Annotated in this window: 43 protein-coding genes; all 43 read left to right on the forward strand. The window is 47.7% G+C overall.

The annotated features are described in order from the left end of the window. Positions 1–80: 80 nt before the first annotated feature. On the forward strand, positions 81–386 hold the full coding sequence (gene rpsJ, locus V7Z69_RS07440) for a 30S ribosomal protein S10 (RefSeq protein WP_014162799.1): 306 nt from the start codon (positions 81–83) through the stop codon (positions 384–386). A gap of 32 nt (positions 387–418) precedes the next feature. Continuing rightward, on the forward strand, positions 419–1,054 hold the full coding sequence (rplC, locus tag V7Z69_RS07445; RefSeq protein ID WP_014162800.1) for a 50S ribosomal protein L3: 636 nt from the start codon (positions 419–421) through the stop codon (positions 1,052–1,054). A 14-nt stretch (positions 1,055–1,068) separates the two neighbouring features. Beyond that, on the forward strand, positions 1,069–1,695 hold the full coding sequence (gene rplD / locus V7Z69_RS07450) for a 50S ribosomal protein L4 (RefSeq protein WP_014162801.1): 627 nt from the start codon (positions 1,069–1,071) through the stop codon (positions 1,693–1,695). Further along, the gene (gene rplW / locus V7Z69_RS07455) at positions 1,692–1,988 is read left to right on the forward strand and encodes a 50S ribosomal protein L23 (protein WP_014162802.1); all 297 of its coding nucleotides are present in this window, start codon (positions 1,692–1,694) and stop codon (positions 1,986–1,988) included. Before rplD ends, rplW begins: the two co-directional genes overlap by 4 nt. 18 nt (positions 1,989–2,006) lie before the next feature. Further along, a complete protein-coding gene (rplB, locus tag V7Z69_RS07460) occupies positions 2,007–2,834 on the forward strand; it encodes a 50S ribosomal protein L2 (RefSeq protein WP_014162803.1) in 828 nt (275 codons plus the stop codon). 18 nt (positions 2,835–2,852) lie between these two features. Then, positions 2,853–3,134, forward strand: a complete 282-nt coding sequence (rpsS, locus tag V7Z69_RS07465) for a 30S ribosomal protein S19 (RefSeq protein ID WP_014162804.1) — start codon at positions 2,853–2,855, stop codon at positions 3,132–3,134. 12 nt (positions 3,135–3,146) lie between these two features. Further along, positions 3,147–3,479, forward strand: coding sequence for a 50S ribosomal protein L22 (rplV, locus tag V7Z69_RS07470; protein ID WP_014162805.1), 333 nt, complete (start codon positions 3,147–3,149; stop codon positions 3,477–3,479). Positions 3,480–3,492: 13 nt separating this feature from the next. Next, on the forward strand, positions 3,493–4,164 hold the full coding sequence (gene rpsC / locus V7Z69_RS07475; protein WP_014162806.1) for a 30S ribosomal protein S3: 672 nt from the start codon (positions 3,493–3,495) through the stop codon (positions 4,162–4,164). A gap of 6 nt (positions 4,165–4,170) precedes the next feature. Further along, positions 4,171–4,593 carry a 50S ribosomal protein L16 gene (gene rplP / locus V7Z69_RS07480; RefSeq protein WP_334139414.1) on the forward strand — a complete coding sequence of 141 codons (423 nt, stop codon included), beginning with the start codon at positions 4,171–4,173 and terminating at the stop codon, positions 4,591–4,593. Positions 4,594–4,595: 2 nt separating this feature from the next. Then, the gene (gene rpmC / locus V7Z69_RS07485) at positions 4,596–4,802 is read left to right on the forward strand and encodes a 50S ribosomal protein L29 (protein WP_334139415.1); all 207 of its coding nucleotides are present in this window, start codon (positions 4,596–4,598) and stop codon (positions 4,800–4,802) included. A gap of 16 nt (positions 4,803–4,818) precedes the next feature. Then, positions 4,819–5,103 (forward strand): 30S ribosomal protein S17, encoded by a 285-nt coding sequence (gene rpsQ, locus V7Z69_RS07490; RefSeq protein ID WP_014162809.1) that lies wholly within the window; start codon positions 4,819–4,821, stop codon positions 5,101–5,103. 3 nt (positions 5,104–5,106) lie between these two features. Then, the gene (rplN, locus tag V7Z69_RS07495; protein WP_014162810.1) at positions 5,107–5,475 is read left to right on the forward strand and encodes a 50S ribosomal protein L14; all 369 of its coding nucleotides are present in this window, start codon (positions 5,107–5,109) and stop codon (positions 5,473–5,475) included. 16 nt (positions 5,476–5,491) lie between these two features. After that, positions 5,492–5,818: a 50S ribosomal protein L24 gene (gene rplX, locus V7Z69_RS07500; protein ID WP_334139417.1), complete on the forward strand. Its 327-nt coding sequence runs from the start codon at positions 5,492–5,494 to the stop codon at positions 5,816–5,818. Positions 5,819–5,835: 17 nt separating this feature from the next. Then, complete coding sequence (gene rplE / locus V7Z69_RS07505) at positions 5,836–6,378, forward strand: 50S ribosomal protein L5 (protein ID WP_334139419.1); 543 nt, start codon at positions 5,836–5,838, stop codon at positions 6,376–6,378. A gap of 14 nt (positions 6,379–6,392) precedes the next feature. Continuing rightward, complete coding sequence (locus tag V7Z69_RS07510) at positions 6,393–6,578, forward strand: type Z 30S ribosomal protein S14 (RefSeq protein WP_014162813.1); 186 nt, start codon at positions 6,393–6,395, stop codon at positions 6,576–6,578. Positions 6,579–6,608: 30 nt separating this feature from the next. Further along, complete coding sequence (gene rpsH, locus V7Z69_RS07515) at positions 6,609–7,013, forward strand: 30S ribosomal protein S8 (RefSeq protein WP_014162814.1); 405 nt, start codon at positions 6,609–6,611, stop codon at positions 7,011–7,013. Between the two features lie 13 nt (positions 7,014–7,026). Further along, complete coding sequence (rplF, locus tag V7Z69_RS07520) at positions 7,027–7,566, forward strand: 50S ribosomal protein L6 (protein WP_014162815.1); 540 nt, start codon at positions 7,027–7,029, stop codon at positions 7,564–7,566. A 41-nt stretch (positions 7,567–7,607) separates the two neighbouring features. Continuing rightward, complete coding sequence (rplR, locus tag V7Z69_RS07525; RefSeq protein ID WP_280101477.1) at positions 7,608–7,949, forward strand: 50S ribosomal protein L18; 342 nt, start codon at positions 7,608–7,610, stop codon at positions 7,947–7,949. A 13-nt stretch (positions 7,950–7,962) separates the two neighbouring features. Further along, entirely contained in the window at positions 7,963–8,478 is a 516-nt protein-coding gene (rpsE, locus tag V7Z69_RS07530; RefSeq protein ID WP_014162817.1) for a 30S ribosomal protein S5, read from the forward strand. A 14-nt stretch (positions 8,479–8,492) separates the two neighbouring features. Next, positions 8,493–8,675 carry a 50S ribosomal protein L30 gene (gene rpmD / locus V7Z69_RS07535; protein ID WP_014162818.1) on the forward strand — a complete coding sequence of 61 codons (183 nt, stop codon included), beginning with the start codon at positions 8,493–8,495 and terminating at the stop codon, positions 8,673–8,675. Between the two features lie 13 nt (positions 8,676–8,688). Next, positions 8,689–9,135 carry a 50S ribosomal protein L15 gene (rplO, locus tag V7Z69_RS07540; protein WP_014162819.1) on the forward strand — a complete coding sequence of 149 codons (447 nt, stop codon included), beginning with the start codon at positions 8,689–8,691 and terminating at the stop codon, positions 9,133–9,135. After that, on the forward strand, positions 9,136–10,431 hold the full coding sequence (gene secY, locus V7Z69_RS07545; RefSeq protein WP_334139423.1) for a preprotein translocase subunit SecY: 1,296 nt from the start codon (positions 9,136–9,138) through the stop codon (positions 10,429–10,431). Positions 10,432–10,449: 18 nt separating this feature from the next. After that, entirely contained in the window at positions 10,450–11,094 is a 645-nt protein-coding gene (locus tag V7Z69_RS07550) for an adenylate kinase (protein WP_014162821.1), read from the forward strand. 1 nt (position 11,095) lies between these two features. Then, the gene (map, locus tag V7Z69_RS07555) at positions 11,096–11,866 is read left to right on the forward strand and encodes a type I methionyl aminopeptidase (RefSeq protein ID WP_014162822.1); all 771 of its coding nucleotides are present in this window, start codon (positions 11,096–11,098) and stop codon (positions 11,864–11,866) included. Positions 11,867–11,871: 5 nt separating this feature from the next. Next, positions 11,872–12,180, forward strand: coding sequence for a KOW domain-containing RNA-binding protein (locus tag V7Z69_RS07560; RefSeq protein WP_334139425.1), 309 nt, complete (start codon positions 11,872–11,874; stop codon positions 12,178–12,180). Continuing rightward, positions 12,173–12,391, forward strand: coding sequence for a translation initiation factor IF-1 (gene infA, locus V7Z69_RS07565; RefSeq protein WP_014162824.1), 219 nt, complete (start codon positions 12,173–12,175; stop codon positions 12,389–12,391). Before V7Z69_RS07560 ends, infA begins: the two co-directional genes overlap by 8 nt. A 51-nt stretch (positions 12,392–12,442) precedes the next feature. Then, positions 12,443–12,568 carry a 50S ribosomal protein L36 gene (gene rpmJ, locus V7Z69_RS07570; RefSeq protein ID WP_014162825.1) on the forward strand — a complete coding sequence of 42 codons (126 nt, stop codon included), beginning with the start codon at positions 12,443–12,445 and terminating at the stop codon, positions 12,566–12,568. A gap of 7 nt (positions 12,569–12,575) precedes the next feature. Next, positions 12,576–12,959 (forward strand): 30S ribosomal protein S13, encoded by a 384-nt coding sequence (gene rpsM, locus V7Z69_RS07575; protein WP_014162826.1) that lies wholly within the window; start codon positions 12,576–12,578, stop codon positions 12,957–12,959. A gap of 38 nt (positions 12,960–12,997) precedes the next feature. Then, complete coding sequence (gene rpsK / locus V7Z69_RS07580) at positions 12,998–13,390, forward strand: 30S ribosomal protein S11 (RefSeq protein WP_014162827.1); 393 nt, start codon at positions 12,998–13,000, stop codon at positions 13,388–13,390. Positions 13,391–13,420: 30 nt separating this feature from the next. After that, a complete protein-coding gene (gene rpsD, locus V7Z69_RS07585; protein ID WP_334139429.1) occupies positions 13,421–14,047 on the forward strand; it encodes a 30S ribosomal protein S4 in 627 nt (208 codons plus the stop codon). 22 nt (positions 14,048–14,069) lie between these two features. After that, positions 14,070–15,089, forward strand: a complete 1,020-nt coding sequence (locus tag V7Z69_RS07590) for a DNA-directed RNA polymerase subunit alpha (protein ID WP_014162829.1) — start codon at positions 14,070–14,072, stop codon at positions 15,087–15,089. 5 nt (positions 15,090–15,094) lie between these two features. Beyond that, positions 15,095–15,454, forward strand: coding sequence for a 50S ribosomal protein L17 (rplQ, locus tag V7Z69_RS07595; RefSeq protein WP_014162830.1), 360 nt, complete (start codon positions 15,095–15,097; stop codon positions 15,452–15,454). Further along, the gene (locus V7Z69_RS07600; RefSeq protein WP_014162831.1) at positions 15,451–16,284 is read left to right on the forward strand and encodes an energy-coupling factor transporter ATPase; all 834 of its coding nucleotides are present in this window, start codon (positions 15,451–15,453) and stop codon (positions 16,282–16,284) included. Before rplQ ends, V7Z69_RS07600 begins: the two co-directional genes overlap by 4 nt. Continuing rightward, a complete protein-coding gene (locus tag V7Z69_RS07605; RefSeq protein WP_014162832.1) occupies positions 16,275–17,117 on the forward strand; it encodes an energy-coupling factor transporter ATPase in 843 nt (280 codons plus the stop codon). The genes V7Z69_RS07600 and V7Z69_RS07605 overlap by 10 nt, the downstream gene beginning before the upstream one ends. Beyond that, positions 17,114–17,926 (forward strand): energy-coupling factor transporter transmembrane component T family protein, encoded by an 813-nt coding sequence (locus V7Z69_RS07610; protein WP_334139434.1) that lies wholly within the window; start codon positions 17,114–17,116, stop codon positions 17,924–17,926. The genes V7Z69_RS07605 and V7Z69_RS07610 overlap by 4 nt, the downstream gene beginning before the upstream one ends. After that, complete coding sequence (truA, locus tag V7Z69_RS07615; RefSeq protein WP_334139436.1) at positions 17,926–18,678, forward strand: tRNA pseudouridine(38-40) synthase TruA; 753 nt, start codon at positions 17,926–17,928, stop codon at positions 18,676–18,678. The genes V7Z69_RS07610 and truA overlap by 1 nt, the downstream gene beginning before the upstream one ends. Positions 18,679–18,759: 81 nt before the next feature. Next, positions 18,760–19,803 carry a rod shape-determining protein gene (mreB, locus tag V7Z69_RS07620; RefSeq protein WP_334139438.1) on the forward strand — a complete coding sequence of 348 codons (1,044 nt, stop codon included), beginning with the start codon at positions 18,760–18,762 and terminating at the stop codon, positions 19,801–19,803. Positions 19,804–19,815: 12 nt separating this feature from the next. Next, on the forward strand, positions 19,816–20,250 hold the full coding sequence (locus tag V7Z69_RS07625) for a YkgJ family cysteine cluster protein (RefSeq protein WP_014162836.1): 435 nt from the start codon (positions 19,816–19,818) through the stop codon (positions 20,248–20,250). Positions 20,251–20,479: 229 nt separating this feature from the next. Further along, complete coding sequence (lat, locus tag V7Z69_RS07630) at positions 20,480–21,850, forward strand: L-lysine 6-transaminase (RefSeq protein WP_014162837.1); 1,371 nt, start codon at positions 20,480–20,482, stop codon at positions 21,848–21,850. A 130-nt stretch (positions 21,851–21,980) separates the two neighbouring features. Beyond that, positions 21,981–23,159 (forward strand): DUF3084 domain-containing protein, encoded by a 1,179-nt coding sequence (locus V7Z69_RS07635; RefSeq protein ID WP_334139440.1) that lies wholly within the window; start codon positions 21,981–21,983, stop codon positions 23,157–23,159. Between the two features lie 17 nt (positions 23,160–23,176). After that, positions 23,177–23,395 carry a hypothetical protein gene (locus tag V7Z69_RS07640; protein ID WP_014162839.1) on the forward strand — a complete coding sequence of 73 codons (219 nt, stop codon included), beginning with the start codon at positions 23,177–23,179 and terminating at the stop codon, positions 23,393–23,395. A gap of 1 nt (position 23,396) precedes the next feature. Continuing rightward, on the forward strand, positions 23,397–23,831 hold the full coding sequence (locus V7Z69_RS07645) for a GNAT family N-acetyltransferase (RefSeq protein WP_014162840.1): 435 nt from the start codon (positions 23,397–23,399) through the stop codon (positions 23,829–23,831). Between the two features lie 30 nt (positions 23,832–23,861). After that, complete coding sequence (metK, locus tag V7Z69_RS07650; protein ID WP_416376421.1) at positions 23,862–25,103, forward strand: methionine adenosyltransferase; 1,242 nt, start codon at positions 23,862–23,864, stop codon at positions 25,101–25,103. The last annotated feature ends 202 nt before the right edge of the window (positions 25,104–25,305 follow it).

Genomic DNA, 25,305 nt, shown 5'->3' on the forward strand with positions numbered 1-25,305 from the left:
TTCGTGAAGGTGGCCGCACGGTCGGCGCTGGTGTCGTAACGAAAATTTTGGACTAATGTGTCCCAAGGGGGCAGAGTATAGTGGCTAAAAAGATCAGAATAAAACTCAAAGCCTTTGATCATAGAGCGTTGGATGCCTCTGCGCAGCAGATTGCGGAGACTGCGCAGAGGACTGGTGCCAAAGTTTCTGGCCCCATTCCTTTGCCAACGGAGATCAATAGGTTTACAGTGTTGAAGTCTCCGCACAAAGACAAGGATGCCCGTGAACAGTTTGAAATGAGGACTCATAAGAGGCTCATCGATATAATAGAGCCAAATCAGAAGACCATGGAGTCTCTTATGCAGCTGAACCTCCCCTCGGGCGTGGATATTCAAATCAAACTATAGGGGAGCTCTGAGCTGAAAGGAGCGAGTATGATATGAGCGTTGGAATTTTAGGACGAAAACTTGGAATGACTCAGATATACAACGAAGAAGGCGTCGCAGTGCCAGTTACTGTGGTTGAAGCAGGTCCATGTGTCATAGTGGATATCAGGGATGAAGCAAGAAATGGTTATAATGCCATAGTGGCAGGTTTCGGAGACGTTAAGCCAGGCAAGTTGACGAAGCCCTTCAAGGGAGTATTTGAGAAGCACAACCTTGAGCCTAAGAGGTGGCTAAGGGAATTTCGTGTTGAGTCCGTCGAAGGCTACGAGATAGGCCAGGAAATAAAGGTGGATATTTTTGAAAAAGGCGAGAAAGTGGACGTTACAGGCAAAAGCAAGGGTAAGGGTTATGCTGGCGTCATGAAGAGGCATAACTTCTCGGGAGGCCCTGCTAGCCACGGTTCATCTAAGTTCCACAGACAGCCTGGTTCTGCTGGCGCAAGCAGCTACCCTGGCCATATCTTCAAGGGTAAGACAATGCCTGGTAGGTTGGGAAATGAAAGAGTTACAGTTAAAGGGCTCACAGTAGTCGATTTGGATACTGAGAACAACCTGTTGTTGATTAAGGGAGCCATCCCAGGGCCAAGAAACGGCCTTGTGATGATCCGTAAAACAGGCTCGTCGGAATAAGGGGGCAATACGAGATGCCAACAGTCAAAGTTGTTAACCTAAAAGGTGAAATCGTAGGCGAGCAGCAGCTATCAGATGCCGTTTTCAGTGCTCCGGTTCACGTGCCTGCAATGCACCAAGTGGTGGTTGCCCAATTGGCCAATAGGAGACAGGGAACCCACTCCACCAAAAGTCGCGGTGAAGTTAGAGGCGGTGGAAGGAAGCCTTGGAGGCAGAAGCACACTGGAAGGGCACGTCATGGAAGTAGAAGGTCGCCTATTTGGGTCGGTGGTGGTGTAGCTCATGGTCCAGTGCCTAGAGATTACCACCAGAAAGTAAACAAAAAGGTCAGAAGGCTTGCACTCAAGAGCGCTCTTTCGTTGAAGGTTATGGAAGATAAACTCGTGGTGCTTGATTCTTTCGATATGGAGAAGCCGAGCACCAAGGCAGTGGTCAGCTTCTTGGAGAGCATCAATGGAGGCAAGAAGCCTCTCTTTATGGTGGCCCAGAGCAGCAATGCTGCTTACAAGTCTGTGAGCAACATCCCGAAGGCTAAGGTCCTTCATGTTGACAGCATAAACGTCTACGACTTGGTACACCACGACCACTTGATAATCACTAAAGATGCTGTCAAGCGAGTAGAGGAGGTGTACGGAAGATGAACCTCACACCTTACGACATAATAATAAGGCCGATAATTACCGAGAAATCTAGCCGACAGATGGAGAACAACAAGTACACCTTTGAAGTTAACAAGGATGCTAACAAAATCCAGATAAAGAAGGCCATAAGCGAGATTTTCAAGGTAAAGGTCGACTCCGTTCATACCATAAAGGTTAGGTCGAAGCCGAAGAGATTGGGCGTTCACCTTGGGCGTTCCAGATCCTGGAAGAAGGCTATAGTTACCTTGAAGCCCGGCGAACGGATTGAGTTCTTTGAGGGCGCAAATATTTAGCCGGGGGAGGACTGAAAAGTGAGCATAAAAGTATACAAACCAACTACACCAGGTAGAAGGTTTATGACGGGATATACCTTTGAGGAGATAACCAAGACGGAACCGGAGAAGTCCTTGGTTGTATCCCTCAAGAAGAAGGGTGGAAGGAACAACTTAGGTCGAGTGACTATGCGCCATCGAGGTGGCGGTCACAAAAGACTCTACAGAATAATCGACTTTAAGAGGAATAAAATAGGAGTTCCTGGCAAGGTTGCAGCCATAGAGTACGACCCAAACCGTTCCGCTAGGATAGCTTTGATTCATTATGTCGATGGAGAAAAGCGTTACATATTGGCCCCCGTGGGTCTTGCCGTAGGAGACACAATCATGGCAGGTCCCGATGCGGATATTAAGCCGGGCAACGCTCTAAAGTTGAAAGATATGCCGGTGGGTACGTTTATCCACAACATTGAGCTTGAGCCAGGGCGTGGGGGTGTCCTTGTGAGGTCTGCCGGCGCAGCTGCGCAGCTCATGGCGAAGGAAGGCAAGTACGCTTATGTAAGGATGCCTAGCGGTGAACTCAGGCTAATCTTGCAGGAGTGCATGGCTACAGTTGGCCAGGTTGGTAATGTCGATCATGAAAACGTTACCAAGGGCAAGGCGGGGAGAAACAGATGGCTTGGCCGGAGGCCCCACGTTAGAGGTATGGTTATGAACCCTGTGGATCATCCTATGGGTGGTGGTGAAGGCAGAAGTAAATCTAACAAACATCCTGTTTCTCCTTGGGGCACGCCAGCAAAGGGATACAGGACGCGTAAGAGGAAGCCGTCCGACAAATATATAGTGCGGCGTAGATACGACAAGTAGCGTCGAGGAGGGACAAAGATGGCTCGATCCACAAAAAAAGGACCCTTTGTTGATCAAAAGTTACTAAGAAAGATTGAGATGATGAATGCAGAGGGTAAAAAAAGAGTTATAAAAACATGGTCAAGGCGGTCCACCATAGTGCCTGACATGATTGGGCACACGATAGCGGTGCATAATGGAAGAACCCACATTCCTATATTCATAAGCGAGAACATGGTGGGCCACAAGTTGGGCGAATTTGCGCCGACCAGGAAATTTGGTGGACATGCTGGACAGGAAAGGTCCACCAAGGTCAGGTAGGAGGGAATGATTATGGAAGCCAAAGCGACTTTGAGACAAGTACGGATCTCGCCTTTTAAAACCAGGCAGGTCCTGTCCTTGATAAGGGGCAAAAAGGCAGATCAAGCTCTCATAACCCTCCGGTACACGCCGAAGAAGGCTGCGAGGATAATTGAGAAGGCCCTTCGTAGTGCTATAGCGAATGCCGAACATAATTACGGCATGGATGTAGATAAACTCTATGTAGTGAGGGCCTTTGCGGACCAGGGACCTTCGATGAAGAGATGGAGACCGGTGTCGATGGGCAGGGTGCATGGATATCGCCATCGCACCAGCCACATAACCGTTGTGGTCGCTGAACGTTAAGGAGGGTTGAAAATTGGGCCAAAAAGTACACCCCATAGGTTTTAGAATAGGTGTTGTCAAAGAGTGGGAATCCAAGTGGTTTGCAGGGGGCAAAGATTATTCCAAAAACCTTCATGAGGACCTGAAGGTAAGGGAGTTCTTGCTCAAGAGGTGGTCCAACGCTGGAGTTTCCAGAGTGGAGATCGAACGTATTGGGAACGTCATGCGTTTTACGGTTTGGACCGCCCGGCCTGGTGTTGTAATCGGAAAGGGTGGCAGCGAAATACAGGCAGTCAGAGACGAACTTCAGGCACTTACTGGCAAAAAAGTGATGATCAACATCCAGGAAATTAAAAATCCCGACACGGATGCCCAGTTGGTGGCTGAGGGTATAGCTTCTGCCCTGGAGCGCAGGGTTAGCTTCAGGAGGGCAATGAAGCAGGCGATATTTAGAGCCATGAAGGGCGGTAGTGAAGGGATAAAGGTTCAGTGCAGCGGAAGGTTAGGAGGCGCTGAGATCGCCCGTTCCGAGTGGTATCTTGAGGGTCGTCTTCCACTTTCTACTTTGCGCAACGATATTGATTACGGATTTGCTGAGGCAAAAACCCTTTATGGTGTCATAGGGGTCAAGGTATGGATAAATAAGGGGAGAGTCAAGCAGCCCCTGGCGTCCACTCAGCAGCCCCAAGCGGAAGAGGGGAGGTAGTTTGGGATGCTTATGCCTAAGAGAGTCAAATACAGAAAACCACATAGAAAACCCCTTCGTGGAAGATCCAAAGGGGGAACGTACATAGCTTTTGGCGAATATGGGCTCCAGGCGCTTGAAGGGGCATGGATTACGGCTAGACAGATAGAGGCTGCTCGTATTGCCATATCAAGGAAGATGAGAAAGGGAGGAAAGATCTGGATTAGGATATTTCCAGATGTGCCTTACACCAAAAAGCCGTTGGAAACCCGAATGGGTAAAGGAAAGGGTTCCCCTGAATTTTGGGTTGCCCCTGTAAAGAGAGGCAGGATAATGTTTGAGGTCGCGGGGGTTCCTCGGAGTGTGGCAGAGATGGCTTTTAGGACAGCTTCCCATAAGCTTCCTATCAAAGTGAGAATGGTTGCCCGCGAAGGAATGGGTGGTGAATAAGCATGAAGGCCAAGGAACTTAGAGATTTGACCATAGAGGAACTTAAGGAGAAGCACAAGCAGTTCAAGGAAGAGCTGTTTAACCTCAGGTTCCAACATGCCATTGGGCAACTGGGTAATACGAATCGCATAAAAGAAGTTAAAAGATCAATTGCAAGAGTCTTGACGATCATGCGCGAGAAAGAACTAAGCGCTGAGCGTAAGGTATAGGGGGGTGTAGGTTACCATGAGTTCAACTAGACGAAAAAATAAAGTTGGCATAGTCGTCAGCGATAAAATGCAGAAGACTGTCGTAGTAAGAGTCGACCGCATGGCCAAGCACCCGCTATACGGGAAGGCAGTGCTTCGAAGCAAGAAGTTTATGGCTCATGACGAAGACTTCAATTGCAAAGTAGGCGACAAGGTTAGGATCGAAGAAACAAGGCCACTTAGCCGTCATAAGAGGTGGAAAGTGGTGGAGGTAATAGAGAGGGCCCCCATTCTTGGGACCGAGGTTGGGAAGGAGGCCTAGGCGATGATACAGCTGCATACCATGCTGAATGTCGCAGACAATTCAGGCGCAAAGAAGATTATGTGCATACAGGTTCTTGGTGGCACTAGGAAGAGATATGCTAGAGTCGGAGACGTCATTGTGGCGTCTGTGAAGGAAGCCATCCCTAACAGTAATGTCGCCAAGGGAACTGTGGTCAAGGCCGTTGTCGTAAGAACCAAGAAAGAGATCAGAAGGAAAGATGGTTCTTACGTAAGGTTCGATGATAATGCCGCAGTAGTGATCGATAACAATGGAGATCCAAGAGGGACGCGAATATTTGGTCCAGTAGCTCGTGAACTCCGCGAAAAGAGGTTCATGCGTATAGTCTCTCTTGCTCCAGAGGTTGTATAGGAGGGCTCGACATAAAATGAGCAAAATGAGAATTAAAAAAGGCGATAGGGTGCGAGTCATATCCGGTAAAGATAAGGGTAAAGAAGGAAAGGTCCTGAGAAGGGATCCCAAGAGGGATATGGTAGTAGTAGAAGGGGTAAACATGGTTACGAAGCACGTCAGGGCCAGTGCCAAGAACCCCTCTGGAGGCATCGTAAAGCAGGAAGCTCCAATTTATGCCTGCAAGGTTATGTTGGTATGCCCTGCGTGTGGTAACGCTACTAGAGTTAGCCGTGCGTACCTAGAAGACGGTAGCAAGGTGCGCATCTGCAAGAAATGTAACGAAATAATAGACAAGGTCTAGAAGGAGGCGATTCCATAATGGTACCGCGTCTTGCGGAAAAATACAAAAAAGAGATAACGCCTCGCCTCCAAGAGAAGTTCGGGTACAAGAACGTAATGGAGGTTCCAAGGATAGAAAAAGTGGTAATAAACGTAGGCGTAGGCGAAGCGAAGCAGGATTATAAGCTTATGGAAGCTGCTGTATCTGAGCTGAGGACCATCACGGGGCAGCAACCTCTGATCAAGAGGGCTAAGAAGTCTGTTGCAGGTTTTAAGGTCAGGGAAGGCATGCCCGTGGGTTGTAGTGTGACACTCAGAGGTGCAAAAATGTGGGAATTCCTTGATAGGATGATCTCATTGGCTTTGCCCAGGATCAAAGACTTCAGGGGAGTATCCCCCAAAGCCTTCGACGGCAGGGGCAATTACAACCTTGGACTGAAGGAACAGCTTATTTTCCCAGAGATCGACTATGATAAGGTAAGCCGCGTTCGTGGAATGAATATTACGATAGTTACGACTGCAAAAACTGACGAGGAAGCCCTTTCTCTGTTGAAAGAGATAGGGATGCCCTTCAGTGATTAAGGAGGGGATGAGGTATGTCCCGTAAAGCTCTAGAGCACAAAGCTACATTGAAGCCTAAATTCGCGGTGAGGGCATATAACAGGTGCCCGCTGTGTGGGAGAGTTCACTCCTATATGAGGAAATTCAACATGTGCCGCTGCTGTTTCAGGAAACTTGCCAGGGAAGGCAAGATTCCTGGTGTAGTGAAAGCCAGTTGGTAACTACGGAACGCGGTGAAGGAGGCAAATGCTATGTATGTAACTGATCCAATTGCGGACATGTTGGCAAGGATACGCAACGCTAATATGGTTTATCACGAATCAGTGGATATGCCTGTTAGCAAGGTTAAGTTGGCTATAGCCAAGATCCTTAAGGAGGAAGGCTATATTAAAAATTATCGGGTTATCAATGACCCCAAGCTTCCTTATGGTGTCCTTAAACTATACTTGAATTACGGACCCAATAAGGAGCGGGTAATTCAGGGTTTGAGGAGAATTAGTAAGCCTGGGAGACGTATATATGTGAAGAAAGACGAACTTCCCAGGGTCATGAGCGGCTTGGGCACTGCCATCATTTCAACTTCTCAGGGAATGATGACAGACAGCCAGGCCCGCAAGCTAGGCCTAGGCGGCGAAGTAGTATGTTACATATGGTAGGGGGGTGCGCGGTTTGTCTAGGATAGGAAGAAAACCCATAACCCTGCCTGATGGCGTCACTGTAAATAAAGAGGCAAACAAAATCCTAGTAAAAGGTCCCAAGGGGCAGCTTTCCATGGACCTTGTCCCTGGGGTTGACGTCCAGGTAGAAGATGGAAAAGTTGTTGTAAAGAGAGAGACGGATGATAAAAAGATGCGTGCCTTTCACGGTATGACCCGTGCATTGCTCAACAATCTGGTGGAGGGCGTTAGTAAGGGGTTTGAAAAGCAGCTTGAGATCGTAGGAATAGGCTGGAGAGCCCAAATGCAGGGGAAAAACCTTATCTTGAACGTAGGATACTCTCATCCGGTGGAGTATGTTGCGCCTGAAGGTATCGAGCTTGCGACCGATGGTCCAGCGAAGATAATTGTCCGTGGTATAGACAAGCAAAAGGTGGGCCAGGTGGCGGCAGAGATCAGAGGAGTCAGGCCGCCGGAGCCTTACAAGGGTAAGGGTATCCGCTATGTAGGCGAACACATCATACGCAAGGCCGGCAAGGCTGGAGCTAAATAGCGAGGTGAAGGACAGTGATTACAAAGCGATCTAGAAATGAAATGAGATTGATCAGGCATCGACGCCTTCGCCGTAAAATTTCGGGAACTCCTGAGCGTCCGCGTCTTGCAGTTTTCAGGAGCTTGAACCACATATATGCCCAGATGATTGATGATACCGTGGGTCACACTCTTGTTTCGGCTTCGACGCTGGATAAAGAGCTTCGTGATAAGCTTGCCAGCACCAAGGATACGGAAGCTGCCAAAGCCGTTGGCGAGCTGATTGCAAAGAGGGCTCTTGAAAAGGGTATCAAGGAAGCGGTGTTCGACCGTGGAGGTCACAAATTCCACGGCAGAGTGAAAGCGCTGGCCGAAGCAGCCCGAAATGCCGGCCTGAAGATCTAAGGAGGCTTGGAGAATGAAAGGCTCGACTTCTGTTGTTTCCAAGGGAACTGAGCTGATCGAAAGGGTTGTTTCGATCAGCAGGGTAAGTAAAGTTGTTAAAGGTGGAAAACGGTTTAAATTCAGCGTCTTGGTCGTAGTTGGCGATGGTGAGAGCAAAGTTGGAGTAGGCATCGGCAAGGCGAGAGAAATATCTGAGGCAGTCCGAAAGGGAATAGACAAGGCTAAAAAGAACATGGTGGAGGTAAAAAAGGTCGGTAAGACCTTGCCCCATGAAGTGGTGGGTAATTTTGGTGCTGCTAGAGTTTTGCTTAAGCCAGCATCACCTGGTACGGGAGTTATAGCAGGTGCGGTCATAAGGGCCATAATGGAATTGGGAGGCGTGGGAGACGTTCTCACGAAGGTGATAGGAAGAACCTCCAATCCCGTTAACGTGGCCTACGCGACAATGCAGGCGGTCCAATCATTGCGCCTACCAGAGGAAGTCTTGAAGCTTAGAGGTAAGCTTAACAAGAAGTCCGAAGGTGCATAGGAGGCAGATGTATTATGGCTAAGATACGTGTTACGTTGAAGAAAGGTTTAGCAGGACGTCCAGAAAGGCAAAGAGCGACAGTTAGAGCATTGGGGCTCAGGAAACTCAATCATACTGTTGTCCATGAAGATACTCCTCAGGTGAGAGGAATGGTTGAAGCTGTTTCTCACCTAGTCGAGTGGGAAATGACTGAATAAGGGGTGGACAGATATGGAATTGCATGAGCTACGTCCAGCACCAGGGAGTAGAAAAGAAGGCAAGCGCCTGGGGCAGGGAAGAGGAAGTGGTACCGGTAAGACCTCAGGCAAAGGTCACAAGGGGCAGAAGGCCAGAGCCGGTGGAGGAGTAAGACCAGGTTTTGAAGGTGGCCAGATGCCTCTCTCCAGGAGGATACCCAAGAGGGGATTCAACAATGCGAGGTTTGCCAAGGTTTATCAGGTGGTAAACGTTGGTGCTCTTGAGGAGAGGTTTGAGTCAGGAGCGGTCATAGGAGCCAAGGAGCTTCGTGAGTGCAACCTGATAAAGAAGGTTACAAAACCTTATAAAATACTAGGTGAGGGCGAGGTAACGAAGGCATTCACAGTTAAAGCGAATGCGTTCAGCGCTGAGGCTATAAGGAAGATAGAGGCCGCTGGCGGAAAGACAGAGGTGGTATAAGTGCTGAATGCCATGAAAGATGCCTTCAGGTTGCCTGATCTAAAGAGGCGCATACTGTTCACCTTGGCGGTATTGTTTATATACCGCCTTGGTGCTCATATTCCAACCCCTGGGATAGATACTGAAGCCATGGCGAGGCTCTTCGGTGAAGGGAGCGCTCTCAATTTCCTGGATCTATTTGCGGGGGGTGCCTTGAGACGTTTTAGTATCTTCGCCCTTGGTGTTGCGCCGTATATTAACGCGAGCATCGTTATGCAGCTTTTGGTGGTTATATTCCCCGCTCTTGAGAAGCTGCAGAAAGAGGGGGAGCAGGGCCGTAAAAAAATCGTTCAATACACCAGGTTGGGAACGGTGTTTTTTGCAGCTGTCCAGGCCTTGGGTATGACTTTCTGGCTGAGAAACTTAGGGGTCTTTTCTGACTCAGTGCTGGATATGATGATAGTGGTCATCACTATTACTACCGGTTCTGTCGTGGTAATGTGGCTTGGCGAAGAGGTTTCAGACCATGGTATAGGCAATGGAATCTCCTTGCTGATATTTGCAGGTATAGTAGCGAGGATTCCTGAGGCCATAGTGAGAACTTGGTCCATGGTTCGTCTTGGCGAAATGAGCTTTTTGGTTCTGCTCATAGCCATTATAGTCATGGTCGTTGTTGTAGCAGGATGCGTGCTGCTGCAAGAAGGGCAGAGAAGGCTTCCAGTGCAGTATGCCAAACGAGTCGTAGGGAACAAGGTTTACGGAGGTCAGAGCACGTTCATACCACTAAGGGTAAACCAGGCCGGAGTCATTCCCATAATCTTCGCTTCGTCGGTGCTTTTATTTCCATACACCGTGACGCGCTTTTTCTCGGGAGATATTGCCTCTAAAATCCAGGCCATTCTCTCTCCGGGCAGCGTTGTTTACATGGTGTTGTACGTAGGACTGATAATATTCTTCTCGTATTTCTATACTGCAGTTGTCTTTGATCCGGTAGATACGGCAAACAATATGAAGAAATATGGCGGGTTTATACTGGGGATAAGGCCTGGCAAGCCAACTGCGGAGTACATTGAGAAGGTAATGTCCAGAATAACTTTGGGTGGAGCCGTTTTCCTTGCCGCTGTGGCGTTGTTACCGACCATAATGACTCGATTGATGGGCATCACCACTTTTTACTTTGGAGGGACAGCGGTTCTGATAGTCGTAGGTGTGGCGCTTGATACGGTGCATCAGATAGAGGCACAGCTTTTAATGAGGCACTACGAGGGAATCTTGAAGCGGAACAAAGGGAAAACCGGCGGTCTGTTCAAATTTTAACTCAGGGGTGTAAGGACGATGAAGCTTATATTTTTAGGACCTCCTGGTGCTGGCAAAGGTACTCAGGCTGCAGTTATAAGTAAGAAGTATGGAATAGCTCATATATCCACAGGAGATATATTGCGGGACAACGTGGCTAGGGAAACCGAGCTCGGCCTCAAAGCCAAGAAGTATATGGAGTCAGGCCAGTTGGTGCCCGACGATGTTATAGTCGACATGGTGGAGAGGCGGTTGAAAGAAGAAGATTGCCGAGCAGGGTTCATCTTGGATGGTTTTCCGAGGACAGTGGTCCAGGCTGAGGCTTTGGACAAGCTTTTGGAAAAGTTGCATATCACTCTTGATGGTATAGTGTATTTTGATGTTCCTGATGATGTAGTTATAAAGAGACTTTCCGGTAGAAGGATATGCAAATCTTGTGGGGCCATATATAATATTCACTCTCAGCCCCCCAAGAAAGAAGGGGTATGTGACCTCTGTGGAGGCGAGTTGTACCAGAGAAGCGACGACGAGGAGTCGGTGGTAAGGAATAGACTTAAGGTCTACAAGGAGCAGACTGCACCTCTTATCTCTTACTATGAAAAATCTGATAAATTTTTGAGAGTCGATGCTTCGCAGGATAGCTCCGCAGTAGTGCAAGCAATAGTGGAGGCGGTAAAGAAGTAGGATGTTTCTTTTAAAGAAGAAGACGGATCTCGTCAACATGAGGAAAGCAGGAAAGGTAGTTGTAGATGTTTTGCATTTGATGAAGGAACTGATTAGGCCTGGTATCGATACGCTCACTCTTGATGAGAAAGCGGAGGAGCTGATAAGAAAGGAAAAGGCCAAGCCAGCTTTCAAAGGGTATAGGGTTCCAGGCATTCCTAGACCGTTTCCGGGCACTCTGTGCGTATCCATAAACAATGAAGTGGTGCATGGTATCCCGAGCAGAGATAGAGTCCTGGAAGAAGGTGACATAGTTAGCATAGATGTAGGTTCCTTTTACGGGGGGTATTATGGAGACGCAGCTTACACTTACCCAGTAGGCGAGGTGAGCAAAGAGAAGGCCGAACTCTTATATGTCACCAAGGAGGCGCTTGATATAGCTGTAAAGATGGCTGTTCCGGGTAATACTGTGGGGGATATAGGCCACGCTGTGGAGACCTTTGTGAAGAAGTGGGATTTTGGGATAGTCAGAGAATATGCTGGCCATGGGATTGGTAGAAAGCTCCATGAACCCCCACAAATCCCCAACTACGGTGCTCCTGGTACTGGTGTGACCTTGAAAGAAGGAATGGCCATAGCTATTGAGCCCATGGTGATGCTAGGGGAAGAGAAGGTTAAAACTTTGCCCGATATGTGGACGGTGGTCACGGCCGATGGTTCTGATGCAGCACACTTTGAAAAGAGTGTGTTCATAACAGAAGATGGACCCGAGGTTCTTACTCCGTGGGAGTGATTGGGTTGGGTCGTTTGAAGATTGGTCAAGTGGTTATTTCCAAGCAGGGGAAGGATACTGGCAAGTGGTATGTAGTCGTGGGATATGATGAGAGGTCAGGTTTTGTCCTTGTGGCGGACGGCAAAAAGAGAACCAGTGCCAACCCCAAGCGGAAAAACCCAAAACATTTACAGCCGACTGGAATGTTCATAAAGGAGGTAGCCGAGATGGTCGAAGGAAGAAAGTGCTTGGCGGATAATCAGCTTCTTTCGCTAATTGAAAGTTGCAGAAACGAAGAAACTACCTGCGGAAAGGTGACGGGGTCTTATGCCTAAGGACGATGTGATAGAAGTAAAAGGTACAGTGGTAGAACCGCTTCCTAACGCTATGTTCCGTGTCGAACTGGAGAACGGGCACAAGATTTTGGCACACGTTTCAGGCAAAATGAGGATGCACTTTATAAGGATACTGCCGGGCGACAAAGTTTTATTGGAGATTTCGCCTTATGACTTGACACGAGGGCGAATCGTGTATAGATATAAATAGCTTTTTGTCAGGAAAAAAAGCTTGCTTGCGAGTGTAGGGGGAGTGTTTTAAATGAAAGTAAAACCATCAGTTAAGCCGATTTGTGAGTACTGTCGTGTCATTAAAAGAAATGGCGTAGTAAGGATAATATGCGAGAAAAACCCAAGACATAAACAGCGCCAGGGCGCAAGGAGGTAGCTCGAACATGGCTAGAATAGCAGGAGTGGACCTACCAAGGGAAAAGAGAATCGAGATAGCGTTGACTTATATCTTTGGTATAGGCTTACCTACTTCTAAGAAGATCCTTGAGGCTACGGGTATAGATCCAAATACCAGAGTAAAGGATCTCACAGAGGACGAGGAACAGAAGTTGCGTGCGGAGATCGAAAACAACTACAAGGTTGAGGGTGACCTGCGCAGGGAGATTACCATGAACATAAAACGCCTCATGGAGATCGGTTGTTATAGGGGCTTGAGGCATAAACTGGGACTCCCTGTGAGGGGGCAGAAAACCAAGACCAATGCGCGCACACGAAAAGGCCCAAGGCGCGCTGTTGCTGGAAAGAAAAAGCCGACAGGCAAAAAATAGTATTTAGGGCCTGAAGTTAAAAAGGAGGGAAACCAGACGTGGCAAAGAGAACGCAGCGTCGAGGCAAAAGAAAAGAGAGAAAGAACATAAGTTACGGTGTTGCCCATATATATTCTACGTTCAACAACACTATCATCAGTGTGACCGATAAGGAGGGCAACTTGCTTTCATGGTCTTCAGGGGGGACCGTGGGTTTCAAGGGTACCAGGAAGTCCACCCCCTATGCTGCGCAGATGGCTGCACAGCAAGTGGCTAAACAGGCCCAGGACCATGGAGTTCAGGAAATAGATGTGGTAGTCAAAGGCCCTGGACCAGGTAGGGAGTCCGCTATCAGGTCGTTGCAGGCTGCAGGACTACAGGTTAATGTGATAAGGGACGAAACTCCTATACCACACAACGGCTGCCGTCCTCCTAAGAGGCGCCGTGTGTAGACAACAATTTGAGGGGAGAGTAATGGAAATATGAGTAGATATACAGGACCCGTATGTCGCTTGTGTAGGGCTGAGGGAACAAAGCTGTTTTTGAAGGGTGATCGTTGCTACACGGAGAAGTGTGCAATTGCCAGAAGAAACAACAAACCTGGCCAACACGGTGCTAGGCGTGGCAAAGAAAGTGAATATGGTCTTCGCCTAAGGGAGAAGCAGAAGCTTCGCAGATTCTACTGCATGAACGAATCTCAGTTTAGAAGGTTTTACACCATGGCAACCAAGATGCCAGGGCAGACAGGTCACAATTTCCTCCAGCTGTTGGAGCGCAGGTTGGATAACGTTGTCTACAGAATGGGTCTTGGTGTCAGCAGACGCCAGGCTAGACAGATAGTAAGGCATGGGCATGTCCTTGTAAACGGGAGGAAGGTAGATATCCCCAGTTATCTGGTTAAGGCTGGAGATAAAATAGAGATAAGCGAAAAGAGTAGGGATCTTATGGTAATCAAGGAGAATGCAGAAGCTGCGAGCGTTAGGACTTTACCTGCGTGGCTTGAGTTTGACGTGGAGCGAATGGAAGGTCGAGTGGTATCCCTTCCGACAAGAGACCAGATAGAAGTTCCGGCCACTGAGCAGCTGGTAGTTGAGTTCTATGCCCGATAATGTAAAAAAGGGGGGAATTGAGTTGGAACATATAAGACCTGAGATAAGAGTGGAAGAAAGTACCCCCCAGTATGGCAAAATCGTTGTTGAGCCCCTTGAGAGGGGCTACGGGGTGACGTTGGGCAATGCCTTGAGGAGGGTTCTTTTGTCCTCCATAAGGGGAGCATCCGTTACAGCCGTCAGGATAGAGGGTGTGGTTCATGAATTTAGCACCATTGAAGGTGTGAGGGAAGATGTTATTGAGCTGATCCTAAATCTAAAGCATGTTCCTGTGAAATCATATGCCTCTGAGGTCAAAGTGCTGAGGCTTGAGGCTGTCGGTCCCAAGGTCGTAACTGCAGCGGATATTCAGCCGGATAGCCAGGTGGAATTTGTAGATCCTGACGCTGTGATATGCCACCTTGCGGATGGCGCTAGGGTGGAGATGGACATATACGTGGAAAATGGTACTGGATATGCCTCACCAAGTAGACCTAGGCCTTCTTATTTGCCTGTTGACGCCTTGATGGTGGACGGCATATTCTCGCCAGTCAAGAAAGTCAAATACGAGGTACAAGATGCCAGGGTTGGTCAGAGGACGGACTACGAGCGACTCATATTGGACATATGGACCAATGGTGTCGCGAAGCCGGAGGAAGCCGTTGCAGAGGCTGCTGGCATACTGGAGGGCTACTTCTCAAGGATTAAGACCTTCCTCGGAGGGGCGGATTTGGTGATTCCTCAGGAGCCCGAGGAACCGGAGGAAGGGGAGGAGCTTGAAGAAAAGGACTCCATGAGCGAAGAGGAAAAAATGCTCTTGGCCAAGCCCATAAAGGAGCTAGAGCTTTCCATAAGGAGCGAGAATTGTCTCTTAAGGGGTGGAGTTCACACTGTAGGTGATCTTATCTCCAAGGGGAGAAACGAATTGCTTAAGATTAGAAATCTTGGAAAGATCTCCCTTAGGGAAATAGAAGAAAAACTTAAGAAATACGGTCTTGAACTACAAGATGGGGCTTCGGAAGAAAAAAGTGAAGCTACCTCTGCAGAAGCGAAGGAGGATTGAGTCCAATGAGGCATCGAGTGGATAGAAGAACTCTTGGACGCTTTGGTAGTCACAGAAGAGCAATGCTTTCAAACATGGCTGCGGAGCTCTTCTTGAAGGAAAAAATAGAGACTACCCTTCCAAGGGCGAAGGAACTTAGGAGGGTGGCAGAGAGGTTGATAACCAAAGCGAAGCTTGGAGGACTGCATAACAGAAGGTTAGTGGCGTCAAGGATGCCAAACAAGATGGCGGTCAAGAAGCTCTTTGACGATATCGCCAAGAGATACGCCAACAGAAATGGTGGTTACACCAGGATAGTTAGGACTACGTATAGGTTCGGGGATGGTGCTCAGAAAGCTATAATCGAGCTAGTTGAGGAGTCATGATATCCCAGGAAGAATACATAATAGAGGCAAAGGGCCTTAGCTTCTTTTATCCCGGAGCAGAAAGTCCTGTTCTAAGAAATGTGGACCTCAGACTGCGTAGAGGGGAATGGCTTGCAATACTAGGGGCTAACGGTTCTGGGAAATCTACATTAGCCAAGCATTTCAACGCCCTGCTACTACCTACGCAGGGCGCTTGTTTTGTTTATGGCCTTGATACCAAGAGTGCTCAAGGACAATTAGAGGCCCGAAAGAACGTAACCTTGGTCTTTCAAAATCCTGACAACCAAATAGTTGCGGCTATAGTGGAAGAGGATGTGGCCTTTGGCCCTGAAAACCTTGGGATACCCTCGGTCAAGATACAAGAAAGGGTAAGGAAAGCGTTGAAGATTACCGGGTTATATGAAGTCAGAACTAAGCCCACTTATACCCTTTCTGGGGGTCAGAAGCAACGCCTGGCTATAGCAGGTGCTATTGCTATGGAGCCTGCCTGTATGGTCTTGGATGAGGCTACCTCAATGCTTGACCCCAAGGGAAGGAGAGAGATAAATGATGTCCTCTGCAAATTGCACAGGGGAGGAATGACCTTGGTCTCCATAACTCATAGGCTAGAGGAGATAGTGGCTTGTGATCAATGTATAGTCCTTTCCAAGGGCACAAAAGTGTGGGAGGGAGCCCCAAAGGATTTATTGGCTATGGGTGAGGGACTTATTGAATGGGGCCTTAGGGTTCCACCATTGGTTGAGCTTTGTAATCGTCTGAAGCTCTCAGGAGTTTTGCCCAAGGATATTTTACCCAAAATTGACGAGATGGTGGATGCCCTATGTCCATAATTGTAGATGATCTTGTTTATGTTTACCATCAGGGGACTCCCCTGGAGACAGAGGCCCTTAAAGGAGTGAGTATGGAAGCTAACCCTGGAGAATGGGTTTCCGTAGTGGGACATACTGGCAGTGGCAAATCTACGTTAGCCCAGCATTTGAATGCTCTCTTGGTTCCTACGAAGGGGAAAGTGGAAGTAGATGGTATTCTTGTAGGAGATGACACCAGGGAGCATAGGAAAATAAGGCAGAGAGTGGGTCTTATATTTCAATATCCGGAGCAACAACTATTTGAAGAGACAGTATTTGCCGAGGTAGCTTTTGGCCCAAGGAATTGGGGAGTCAGCGAGGAGGAAATTCCTGTAAGAGTTCGGGAAGCTTTACAAGCTGTTGGATTGGATGAATCTTTTTGGGAGCGTAATCCCTTTCAGCTTTCTGGGGGCGAAAAAAGAAGAGTTGCTATTGCTTCCATACTTTCCATAAGGCCTAGATATTTGGTCTTGGATGAGCCCACTGCGGGGTTGGATTCCAAAGGAAGGGACGAGCTTTGCTCCCTGTTGAGGCAACTAAAGGTGTCCGGGACGGGAATTATTCATGTCACCCATGATCTTGAACTGGCTTTGGAATATAGTGACAAAATCCTTGTGTTGGAAAGTGGGAAAGCCTTATTTTGGGGTAGTCCCGAGGTAATAGTGGAGGAATTAATAGAGAGGGAAATAGAAGGGTTAGTGGTGCCTCCGGTTGTTGAGTTGGCAAGGCGATTGAGAGATGTAGGTTTCGATGTGCCTGTCACCTGGAAGGCACAGACCTTAGCTTCTGCGATAGAGGAGAAATTTCAAAAATGAAGTTCTTGAATCATTTGACCCTTGGCCAATATGTGCCTGCTGATTCTGTAATTCACCGCATGGACCCCAGGGCTAAGATAATTGGTGTAGTTGTGGTCCTATCGGGTATTTTCGCAGTCCACAGGGTAGAAGGCTTTTTACTTTGGTCGCTTTTGCTTGTTATTGTAGTTAAATTATCTAAACTGCCTATTTCCATGGTATTGAGATCTGCAAGGCCCGTCACCATTCTGGTGCTGTTCACGTCTTTGATTCATTTGTTCTTCACCAAGGGAGAGGTAATATTCCAGTACGCCTTCTTGAGCATAACCCGGGAAGGCGTGTTGATGGCTGTAAAGATAAGCTTGAGGCTGGTTTTGCTTGTCATGTATGCTGGATTGTTGACCCTTACAACGAGCCCAACAGAACTTGCAGACGGCTTGGAAAGCATATTCAGTCCTCTCAAGCGATTTGGTTTTCCAGCTCATGAGATGGCTATGATGATGACCATAGCAATAAGGTTTATTCCTACGTTGCTGGATGAAACAGATAGAATAGTTAAAGCTCAGATAGCAAGGGGAGCAGAGTTAGACCAAGGAGGAATAATGAAGAGGATTCGCTCTTTCATTCCCATTCTGGTACCCCTTTTTGTGATCGTTTTTCAGAGAGCAGAGGATTTGGCCGTTGCCATGGAGTCCCGTAATTACAGAGGAGGCGAAGGGAGAACCCGTATGTACCCTTTGGTTTGGAGCCTCAAGGAGACAGTCTTCATGCTCGTTGCTGCTTTGGTTACGTTCCTCGTTATCATGTGGGATAAGAGGGTATGGCTTTAATGGCACGGTACGCTATGCAGGTTTCCTATAAAGGAAAGGATTTCTCAGGGTGGCAAAAACAGCCTAACTCCAGGACCGTTCAAGGGGTGTTGGAGAGTGCCCTGGAGTTACTTGCTGGGCATCCAGTTACTGTTTACGGAGCTGGGCGGACGGACAAAGGAGTTCATGCATTAGGACAGGTGGTATCCTTCGACCTGAATAGGCATTGGGCGCCAGAAAAGCTTCTTTTAGCTGTAAACGCCCATTTGCCGAAAGATGTAAGGGTTATGAGGATGCGCTATGTAGATAATTCCTTTCATGCCCGCTACAGTGCGTTGTGGAGGGAGTACGTATATTTCATATGGACAGGGAGAGTGTGTTTCCCTCACTTTAGTGATTATGTGTGGCACAGAAAACAGAAGTGGGACATATCTAAAGCACGGAGGGCATGCAGGCTCTTTTGGGGAACCAAGGACTATAAAGCGTTTTGTAGGAAAAGCGAATGTCCTCCCAGCGCTTTAAGAACCATACATAAGGCCGAGGTTTTCTCTCGAGGTGACCTAGTGTGGTTCAGGGTAAGAGGCGACTCTTTTCTAACGAACATGGTTAGAATAATGGTTGGAACTTTGGATTATATATGCACAGGCAAAAAAGATATAGATTACCTCGAGGAACTTCTGCAGGGCAAAGCCGAAAGGCCCGATGCAGGGCCTACTGCTCCGGCGGACGGTTTGTTCTTTTGGCGGGTGGGTTACCCTTGGTCTTTGTGGTAGATAAAGGAGATATTGAGCTTAGGGGCATATATAGGATATAGTTTTGAGTTAGTAGCGTTAGTTCTAAGGGGGTATAAGATCGTGTGGGGTGTCGACATAGGAATAGATTTGGGTACTGCTAACGTTCTCATCTACATGAAAGGCAAGGGCGTCGTCCTTAGGGAACCCTCTGTTGTAGCTGTGGATTTGAACACCGATAGGATATTGGCCGTAGGCGATGAAGCCAAGAAGATGTTGGGGCGTACCCCAGGGAACGTAGTCGCTGTAAGGCCACTTAGGGATGGTGTCATTGCCGATTACACCATGACTGAGGCCATGCTTCGATATTTTCTGAAAAAGGTCACTCCAGGGCTCAGCCGTTTCTTCAGGCGAAGAGTTATGGTATGTGTGCCTTCAGGTGCCACAGACGTGGAGAGGAGGGCTGTCCTTGAGGCAGCGGTGGAGATAGGTGCCAAGGAGGCCTACCTAATAGAAGAACCCATGTCTGCCGCCATAGGAGCCAATCTTGATATAGCAGAGCCAAGGGGGAATATGGTTGTCGACATAGGGGGAGGAACCACTGATATAGCGGTCATATCCTATGGAGGCATAGTGGTTACTCAGTCCCTTAGAGTCGGGGGAGATAAGCTTGATGAGAGCATAACCAAGTACATCAGAAAGGAGCATAACCTTGCCATTGGTGAACAGACAGCGGAGGATATAAAGATTGCTATAGGTACATGTATGCCAAACCTAGATGAGGAGAAAAAAATGGTGATCAAGGGCAGAGACCTAGTTCATGGTCTTCCCAAGCAGATAGAGATAACCTCGAGCTTTGTCGCCTCTGCTATAGAGGAGGAAGTTCGTTCCATAATTGAGGGGATAAAGCAGGTACTGGAACAGACGCCACCGGAGCTGTCCGCAGACATTATAGACAGAGGGATCACTCTTACTGGAGGAGGAGCGCTTCTTAAAGGCCTCCCTGAGAGGGTTACGGAAAGCACCGGGATACCTGCGTATGTAGCAGATTCGCCTTTGGAGTGTGTGGCTATTGGGACGGGAAAGGCTCTAGATGAGCTGGACGTGCTGAAGGCCAACGGTTCCCTTATTGGAGCATCCAGAAAGAGAAGCCGCAAAGGCCGCTAGCCGGCGGAAGGGGTGAAAAACTTGATTAGTGAACGGTGGTGGTCTGGAGGTTTACGTTTTTCCTGTTTGGGTTGTGGAAGGTGTTGCAGAGGGGAACCTGGTTGCGTATGGATTACACCAGAGGAGGTAAAGAAGCTAGCTGAGTTCTTGTCCCTTACAGAGACGAAGTTTTTAAGTAAATATACGTATAGTGTGGATGGAAGGGTGAGCCTCAGAGAAAAACAAAATGGCGAATGTGTGTTTTACGATAGTGACACCAATAAGTGCTCAATCTACGAATATAGGCCTCTTCAATGCAGGCTTTTCCCCTTCTGGCCTTCTCTTATGAAAAATAAGGAAAACTGGGAGTGGGAAAAACGCAGATGTCCGGGTATAGGCGAGGGAGAACTTCATAGCGCCCAAGAGATACAGCAATGCTTAAACGAAGCCCCCTTCGAGGATCTATAAGGTTTCCATATAAGAAACAAGTGCATTCAAATAAAAAACAATTGTTGCAATAAGAACGATGAAGAGTATAATAAAACAGAGAACGCTAGTTTCTCTGTTTTTCTTTTTTGATTATTGCTTGAAAATTTCGCATATAAGAAATAAACTAAAAGTTGAAAACAGTATATGAAAAGGTGTACGATAAAAGGGAGAAAGGTGTATTTTCAAAAAAAAGAGGAGGGGCAGGATAATGGCAAAGGTTAACAGAGATGTGGCACCGCAGGACGTTTTCAAGGAGATTGAAAAACTTTTATTGCGGGACGGTTTTGACATTGTAATTGACATGGAGAAGTCCCAAGGATCTCATATGGTCAACAAACTAAACGGCGAAGTTTGGCTGGACTTTTACACGTTCTTCGCATCGTCTCCTTTTGGGATGAACCACCCCAAGCTGGCCAACGACGAATTCAAGGAAACCATTTTCAGGGCGGCCATAAACAAAGTAGCAAACTCCGATATCTACACTACGGAAATGGCAAAGTTCATAAAGACCTTTGGCGAAGTTGCCATGCCTGAAGGTTTCAATCACATCTTCTTGATAGATTACGGTACCCTTGCGGTAGAGAACACGTTCAAGGTAGCCATGGACTGGAAGGTCCAGAAACTCTTGCAAAAGGGCAAGATAAGCAAAGGAGATGCAATAAGCGGAAGGAAAGGTACCAAGGTCATTCACTTCAACGAAGCGTTCCATGGCCGTAGCGGATACACTCTAACTACGACCAATACTCATGACCCCAATAAATATCAGTACTTTGCTAAATTCGATTGGCCAAGGGTTATAAATCCCAAGATATTCTGGCCTTTAGAAGAGAATCTCGGCGTAGTGGAATGGTTGGAGAGGGTGGCCATAAAACAGATAAAACAAGCTATATGGGACAATCCTGATGATATTTGTGCCATCATCATAGAGACGATACAAGGTGAAGGTGGAGACAACCACTTCAGGACCGAGTTCTTCAAGCAGTTGCGTGAGATATGTGATGAAAACGAAATCCTCCTTATTTTTGATGAAGTACAGTGCGGAATGGGTATAACCGGCAAGATGTGGGCTTGGGAACACCATTCTCCAGTGAAACCGGACATGTTCGCCTTCGGTAAGAAATCCCAGGTTTGCGGCCTTGTGGCTGGCCCAAGGGTGGACGAAGTTGAGCACAACTGCTTCAAGGTCTCAAGCCGCATAAACTCCACTTGGGGAGGAAACTTGGTGGATATGGTGAGAGCCACCCGTTATCTTGAGATTTACGAAGAGGACAACATTTTAGACTATGTTGCCAATACCGCAGGCCCTGCGCTACTTGAAGGCTTGAAGGCTATTCAGAAGGAGTTCCCCAAACTTATGAGCAACGTGCGCGGTAAAGGTCTAATGTGCGCCTATGACTTGCCGAATGACGAGCTGAGGACCAAAGCAATAAAGAAATTCTGGGCCAAGAAGATGCTGGTCCTGCCGTGCGGAGATGTATCCATCAGGTTCCGTCCAGCTTTGAACGTGCCTCTGGAGGACCTGCAGAAGGCTTTGGATTTGACAAGAGAGGTGTTTACGGAGCTGAGCAAGGAGATATAACGAAAGACAATCAGAATCTTTTAAATTTCTTAAGGGGGAAGTTTTACTTCCCCCTTAAGTTTTTGGTATTTATACGTAAAGAAAAATTGTAATAATTCTGTTATTATTAGCACGCAGGAGGTAGGTGCGTTTGCTCACTAGCTTTTCTGATATCAATTGGAAGCTGATTTTGATACTGCTATTAGTAAGTTGTGTCGTTGCCTTCATAGGTGACGTCGTTGGAATGCGCGTTGGCAAAAAGAGGATATCCATATTTGGCCTTAGGCCAAGGTACACATCCTCTCTCATAACCGTGCTTTCTGGCTTGTTTATCATGCTATTTACCCTAGCTGTTTTGCTCACAACTTCGGAGACGGTTCGAACGGCTATATTCAGTATGAAGATAGTACAAAGGCAGATAACGGACTTGACGGCTCAGCTTCAGGAGAGCCGGTCAGAGTTAGATGACCTGAAGGAGGAACTAGAGGCAAGCAAAAGGGAGCTTTTTAAGAAGCAGGAAGAACTGTCCGAAGTAGAGGAGAGATTGAGAGAAAGCGAAGAAAGGCTTGCTAAAGCAGAAAGGGAACTGCGTGAAGCGCGAAAGGCCCAAAGCAAGGCCGAAAAGAATTTGGAGGCATTGGAGAGGATAAAAAAAGACCTCCAAGAGGATATCAAGGTGTTGCAGGCGGAGTCCCAAGCGCTAAAACAAGGACTTGAAGAACTAAAGGAAGGCAAGATTGTAGTCTTCTCCGGTGAGGTAATAGCGGAGAAGCTCTTAACTTCGAACCCCAATGGGTGGGACCCTAGCGTCGTTGAGAGCGAACTTATAAGGTCCGCTCAGAGGAACATAGCTTTCAGGGCGAAATCCAAGCCGGAAGACATAAAAATAGAGTTGGAAGAAAACGTAAGAAAATCCATAGAAGAATACTGTAAACAGAACAAAAGGTACATTCTTCGGCTTGTGGCTCTCGAAAATACAGTAAGGGGCAAGCCCATTCTTGCGGGCCTAGTGGGCTTTGAAAGTAAATTGATATACAAGAAGGGACATACGCTGGCTGTGGAGATACTACCAGCAGGATTGGATAGGGACAGCGCAGAGATGTACTTATACGGTATTTTAAGGGAGGTAAATGTAAAGGCAAAAGAGGATGGAGTCCTTCCTGATCCAATCAGGGGAACCGTTGGGAACCTGGATGCTCTTGATTTCTTCAATGTTTTGGAGAAAATAGAAAATGCCGAAAAAACTTTGAAAATTGTAGTAGAAGCAGCAGAAGATATCTATACGGAAGGGCCTGTTCGTGTTAAAATTCATGTTCTGCAATTAGAATAAATTCTTGGAGGGCGGTCATGTTAATAGTTGCTTGCCAGGCATGTGGTGAGACTGCGATTTTGCCAGGTACTCCTGATGTCGATGGAGTTGCCAGAATCGTCTTCAGTTGTCCTTATTGCTGTACTAGCCAGGTGCTTCAATTGCAGGTCGCTGGAGATGGCAGAGGAAACTTAAGAAAGATCGTGGCTGGCATGTCATTCAGCGTGAAACAAAGGGTCGAGGAGAAGGCTCTCTAAAATGGAAGAACAGAGTTTGCCTATGCGCTACTTCTTTTATGACAGTAAAGAGGCAGTTAACCCAGACGAACTTTTGACGTTGTACCGCTTCACTAAGTGGGGAAAGAGTAGGTCCTTGGAGCAAATAGAAAAAATGCTTCAAGGAACGTCCATGTGCTTTTCCGTCCGTTACGATGGAAAGCTCGTGGCATTTTGCCGCATGCTTACAGATTTTGTCTTCAGAGCTTCTTTGTGGGACATAATGGTACATCCTGACCATCAGGGAAAGGGACTCGGCTCTTTGCTATTGAAGTATGTTTTGGAACATCCCAGGATAAAAGACATACCTTTGATAATAACTTACACTAGTGAACTTTCTGTGTTCCTGCAGAAGCTTGGGTTTGAACAGAAAGAGGGAGCAATGCTTTTGCTGAGAAGGCCAATAGAGTATACCTAGGATGCAGGAAAGCAGAAGTAATGATTGATAATGAGGAAAGCAAATGTACAAATTTGGAGGTGGAAAAGGTTGACGAGCAAGTTTCTTTTGACGTCAGAATCAGTTACGGAAGGGCACCCTGACAAGCTAGCTGACCAAATTTCCGATGGAGTATTGGATGCCATATTGGCTGAGGATCCTTATGGGAGAGTAGCCTGTGAGACTTTGGTCACCACAGGATTGGTGGTTATTGCTGGAGAAATAACTACAAGTTGCTATGTGGACATTCCTAGATTGACAAGGGAGATCATAAAAGATATCGGTTATACGAGGGCGAAGTACGGATTTGATGGGGATACCTGCGCTGTTATCACTGCGATCGATGAGCAATCTCCAGATATCAAAGGTGGGGTAGATGAAGCAATAGAGGTAAGAGAAAAAGGCCAAATAACCGATGAGCTGGATAGAGTTGGCGCAGGAGATCAGGGGATAATGGTAGGTTATGCCTGCGACGAGACAGAGGAATTCCTTCCTCTTCCTATAGCTTTGGCTCATCGCTTGGCCAGGCGGCTGAGCTTCGTACGAAAAGAGAAGATCCTGCCTTACCTCAGGCCGGACGGGAAGACCCAGGTGACCGTTGAGTATGAGAATGGCAAAGCCGTACAAATAGATACTGTGGTAGTATCTACCCAGCATCATCCAGCAGTGGAAAACGATCAGATAGAGCAGGACATAATTGAAGAGGTAATAAATCCCATAATTCCAGAGCATTTACTTCCAAGGAAGCCGAGGATATTGGTAAACCCCAGCGGGAGGTTCGTCCTTGGTGGCCCGATGGCGGACACAGGACTGACGGGAAGGAAGATAATGGTGGACACTTATGGTGGAGTCATCCCTCACGGAGGCGGCGCCTTCTCCGGTAAGGACCCAACAAAGGTCGACAGGTCTGCAGCTTACATGGCCAGATACGCGGCAAAAAACGTGGTAGCGGCAGGCTTGGCGAAGGAGTGCAAGATACAGGTCGCCTACGCCATAGGTATGGCTCATCCCGTATCCATAATGGTGGACACCAATGGGACTGGCGTGCTGCCTGACCCCAAGATCACCCAGCTTGTCATGGAGCATTTTGACTTCAGGCCGGCTGCTATTATAAGGGACCTCGAGATGCGCAAGCCCCAATACCGCAGGTTGGCTGCATATGGCCACATGGGTAGAGTCGACCTTGATCCGATGCCTGCATGGGAAAGGACCGATAGAACGGAGCAGCTTAGGGAGGCCGCAGAAAAGCTCTAAGGTAAGGTGTAATTACGTAGCGACGCTCGTAAACCATGGATTTTAAGTTGCGCCAGTTGATAGTAGAGGGGCTTTCTCACTTGGTTTGGCCAGTGGAATGCCCCTTTTGTAAAAGGTTGGGAGTGGTAGCTTGCGACGGGTGTTTGGATTCGGCTTTAAATGGAAGGGGCACTTCGTGCCTTAAATGTATGGGCCAATATCC

It is taken from the genome of Thermovirga lienii (genome assembly GCF_036847465.1).
GTDB lineage: Bacteria > Synergistota > Synergistia > Synergistales > Thermovirgaceae > Thermovirga > Thermovirga lienii.

Bases quoted from the DNA above. Each gene is read 5' to 3' on its own strand.
- rplC (WP_014162800.1), top strand. From the start codon at position 419: ATGAGCGTTGGAATTTTAGGACGAAAACTTGGAATGACTCAGATATAC.
- rplD (WP_014162801.1), top strand. From the start codon at position 1,069: ATGCCAACAGTCAAAGTTGTTAACCTAAAAGGTGAAATCGTAGGCGAG.
- rplW (WP_014162802.1), top strand. From the start codon at position 1,692: ATGAACCTCACACCTTACGACATAATAATAAGGCCGATAATTACCGAG.
- rpsS (WP_014162804.1), top strand. From the start codon at position 2,853: ATGGCTCGATCCACAAAAAAAGGACCCTTTGTTGATCAAAAGTTACTA.
- rplV (WP_014162805.1), top strand. From the start codon at position 3,147: ATGGAAGCCAAAGCGACTTTGAGACAAGTACGGATCTCGCCTTTTAAA.
- rplP (WP_334139414.1), top strand. From the start codon at position 4,171: ATGCTTATGCCTAAGAGAGTCAAATACAGAAAACCACATAGAAAACCC.
- rpmC (WP_334139415.1), top strand. From the start codon at position 4,596: ATGAAGGCCAAGGAACTTAGAGATTTGACCATAGAGGAACTTAAGGAG.
- rpsQ (WP_014162809.1), top strand. From the start codon at position 4,819: ATGAGTTCAACTAGACGAAAAAATAAAGTTGGCATAGTCGTCAGCGAT.
- rplN (WP_014162810.1), top strand. From the start codon at position 5,107: ATGATACAGCTGCATACCATGCTGAATGTCGCAGACAATTCAGGCGCA.
- rplX (WP_334139417.1), top strand. From the start codon at position 5,492: ATGAGCAAAATGAGAATTAAAAAAGGCGATAGGGTGCGAGTCATATCC.
- rplE (WP_334139419.1), top strand. From the start codon at position 5,836: ATGGTACCGCGTCTTGCGGAAAAATACAAAAAAGAGATAACGCCTCGC.
- V7Z69_RS07510 (WP_014162813.1), top strand. From the start codon at position 6,393: ATGTCCCGTAAAGCTCTAGAGCACAAAGCTACATTGAAGCCTAAATTC.
- rpsH (WP_014162814.1), top strand. From the start codon at position 6,609: ATGTATGTAACTGATCCAATTGCGGACATGTTGGCAAGGATACGCAAC.
- rplR (WP_280101477.1), top strand. From the start codon at position 7,608: ATGAGATTGATCAGGCATCGACGCCTTCGCCGTAAAATTTCGGGAACT.
- rpsE (WP_014162817.1), top strand. From the start codon at position 7,963: ATGAAAGGCTCGACTTCTGTTGTTTCCAAGGGAACTGAGCTGATCGAA.
- rpmD (WP_014162818.1), top strand. From the start codon at position 8,493: ATGGCTAAGATACGTGTTACGTTGAAGAAAGGTTTAGCAGGACGTCCA.
- rplO (WP_014162819.1), top strand. From the start codon at position 8,689: ATGGAATTGCATGAGCTACGTCCAGCACCAGGGAGTAGAAAAGAAGGC.
- V7Z69_RS07550 (WP_014162821.1), top strand. From the start codon at position 10,450: ATGAAGCTTATATTTTTAGGACCTCCTGGTGCTGGCAAAGGTACTCAG.
- map (WP_014162822.1), top strand. From the start codon at position 11,096: ATGTTTCTTTTAAAGAAGAAGACGGATCTCGTCAACATGAGGAAAGCA.
- infA (WP_014162824.1), top strand. From the start codon at position 12,173: ATGCCTAAGGACGATGTGATAGAAGTAAAAGGTACAGTGGTAGAACCG.
- rpmJ (WP_014162825.1), top strand. From the start codon at position 12,443: ATGAAAGTAAAACCATCAGTTAAGCCGATTTGTGAGTACTGTCGTGTC.
- rpsM (WP_014162826.1), top strand. From the start codon at position 12,576: ATGGCTAGAATAGCAGGAGTGGACCTACCAAGGGAAAAGAGAATCGAG.
- rpsD (WP_334139429.1), top strand. From the start codon at position 13,421: ATGAGTAGATATACAGGACCCGTATGTCGCTTGTGTAGGGCTGAGGGA.
- rplQ (WP_014162830.1), top strand. From the start codon at position 15,095: ATGAGGCATCGAGTGGATAGAAGAACTCTTGGACGCTTTGGTAGTCAC.
- V7Z69_RS07600 (WP_014162831.1), top strand. From the start codon at position 15,451: ATGATATCCCAGGAAGAATACATAATAGAGGCAAAGGGCCTTAGCTTC.
- V7Z69_RS07605 (WP_014162832.1), top strand. From the start codon at position 16,275: ATGTCCATAATTGTAGATGATCTTGTTTATGTTTACCATCAGGGGACT.
- V7Z69_RS07610 (WP_334139434.1), top strand. From the start codon at position 17,114: ATGAAGTTCTTGAATCATTTGACCCTTGGCCAATATGTGCCTGCTGAT.
- truA (WP_334139436.1), top strand. From the start codon at position 17,926: ATGGCACGGTACGCTATGCAGGTTTCCTATAAAGGAAAGGATTTCTCA.
- lat (WP_014162837.1), top strand. From the start codon at position 20,480: ATGGCAAAGGTTAACAGAGATGTGGCACCGCAGGACGTTTTCAAGGAG.
- V7Z69_RS07640 (WP_014162839.1), top strand. From the start codon at position 23,177: ATGTTAATAGTTGCTTGCCAGGCATGTGGTGAGACTGCGATTTTGCCA.
- V7Z69_RS07645 (WP_014162840.1), top strand. From the start codon at position 23,397: ATGGAAGAACAGAGTTTGCCTATGCGCTACTTCTTTTATGACAGTAAA.
- metK (WP_416376421.1), top strand. From the start codon at position 23,862: ATGAGGAAAGCAAATGTACAAATTTGGAGGTGGAAAAGGTTGACGAGC.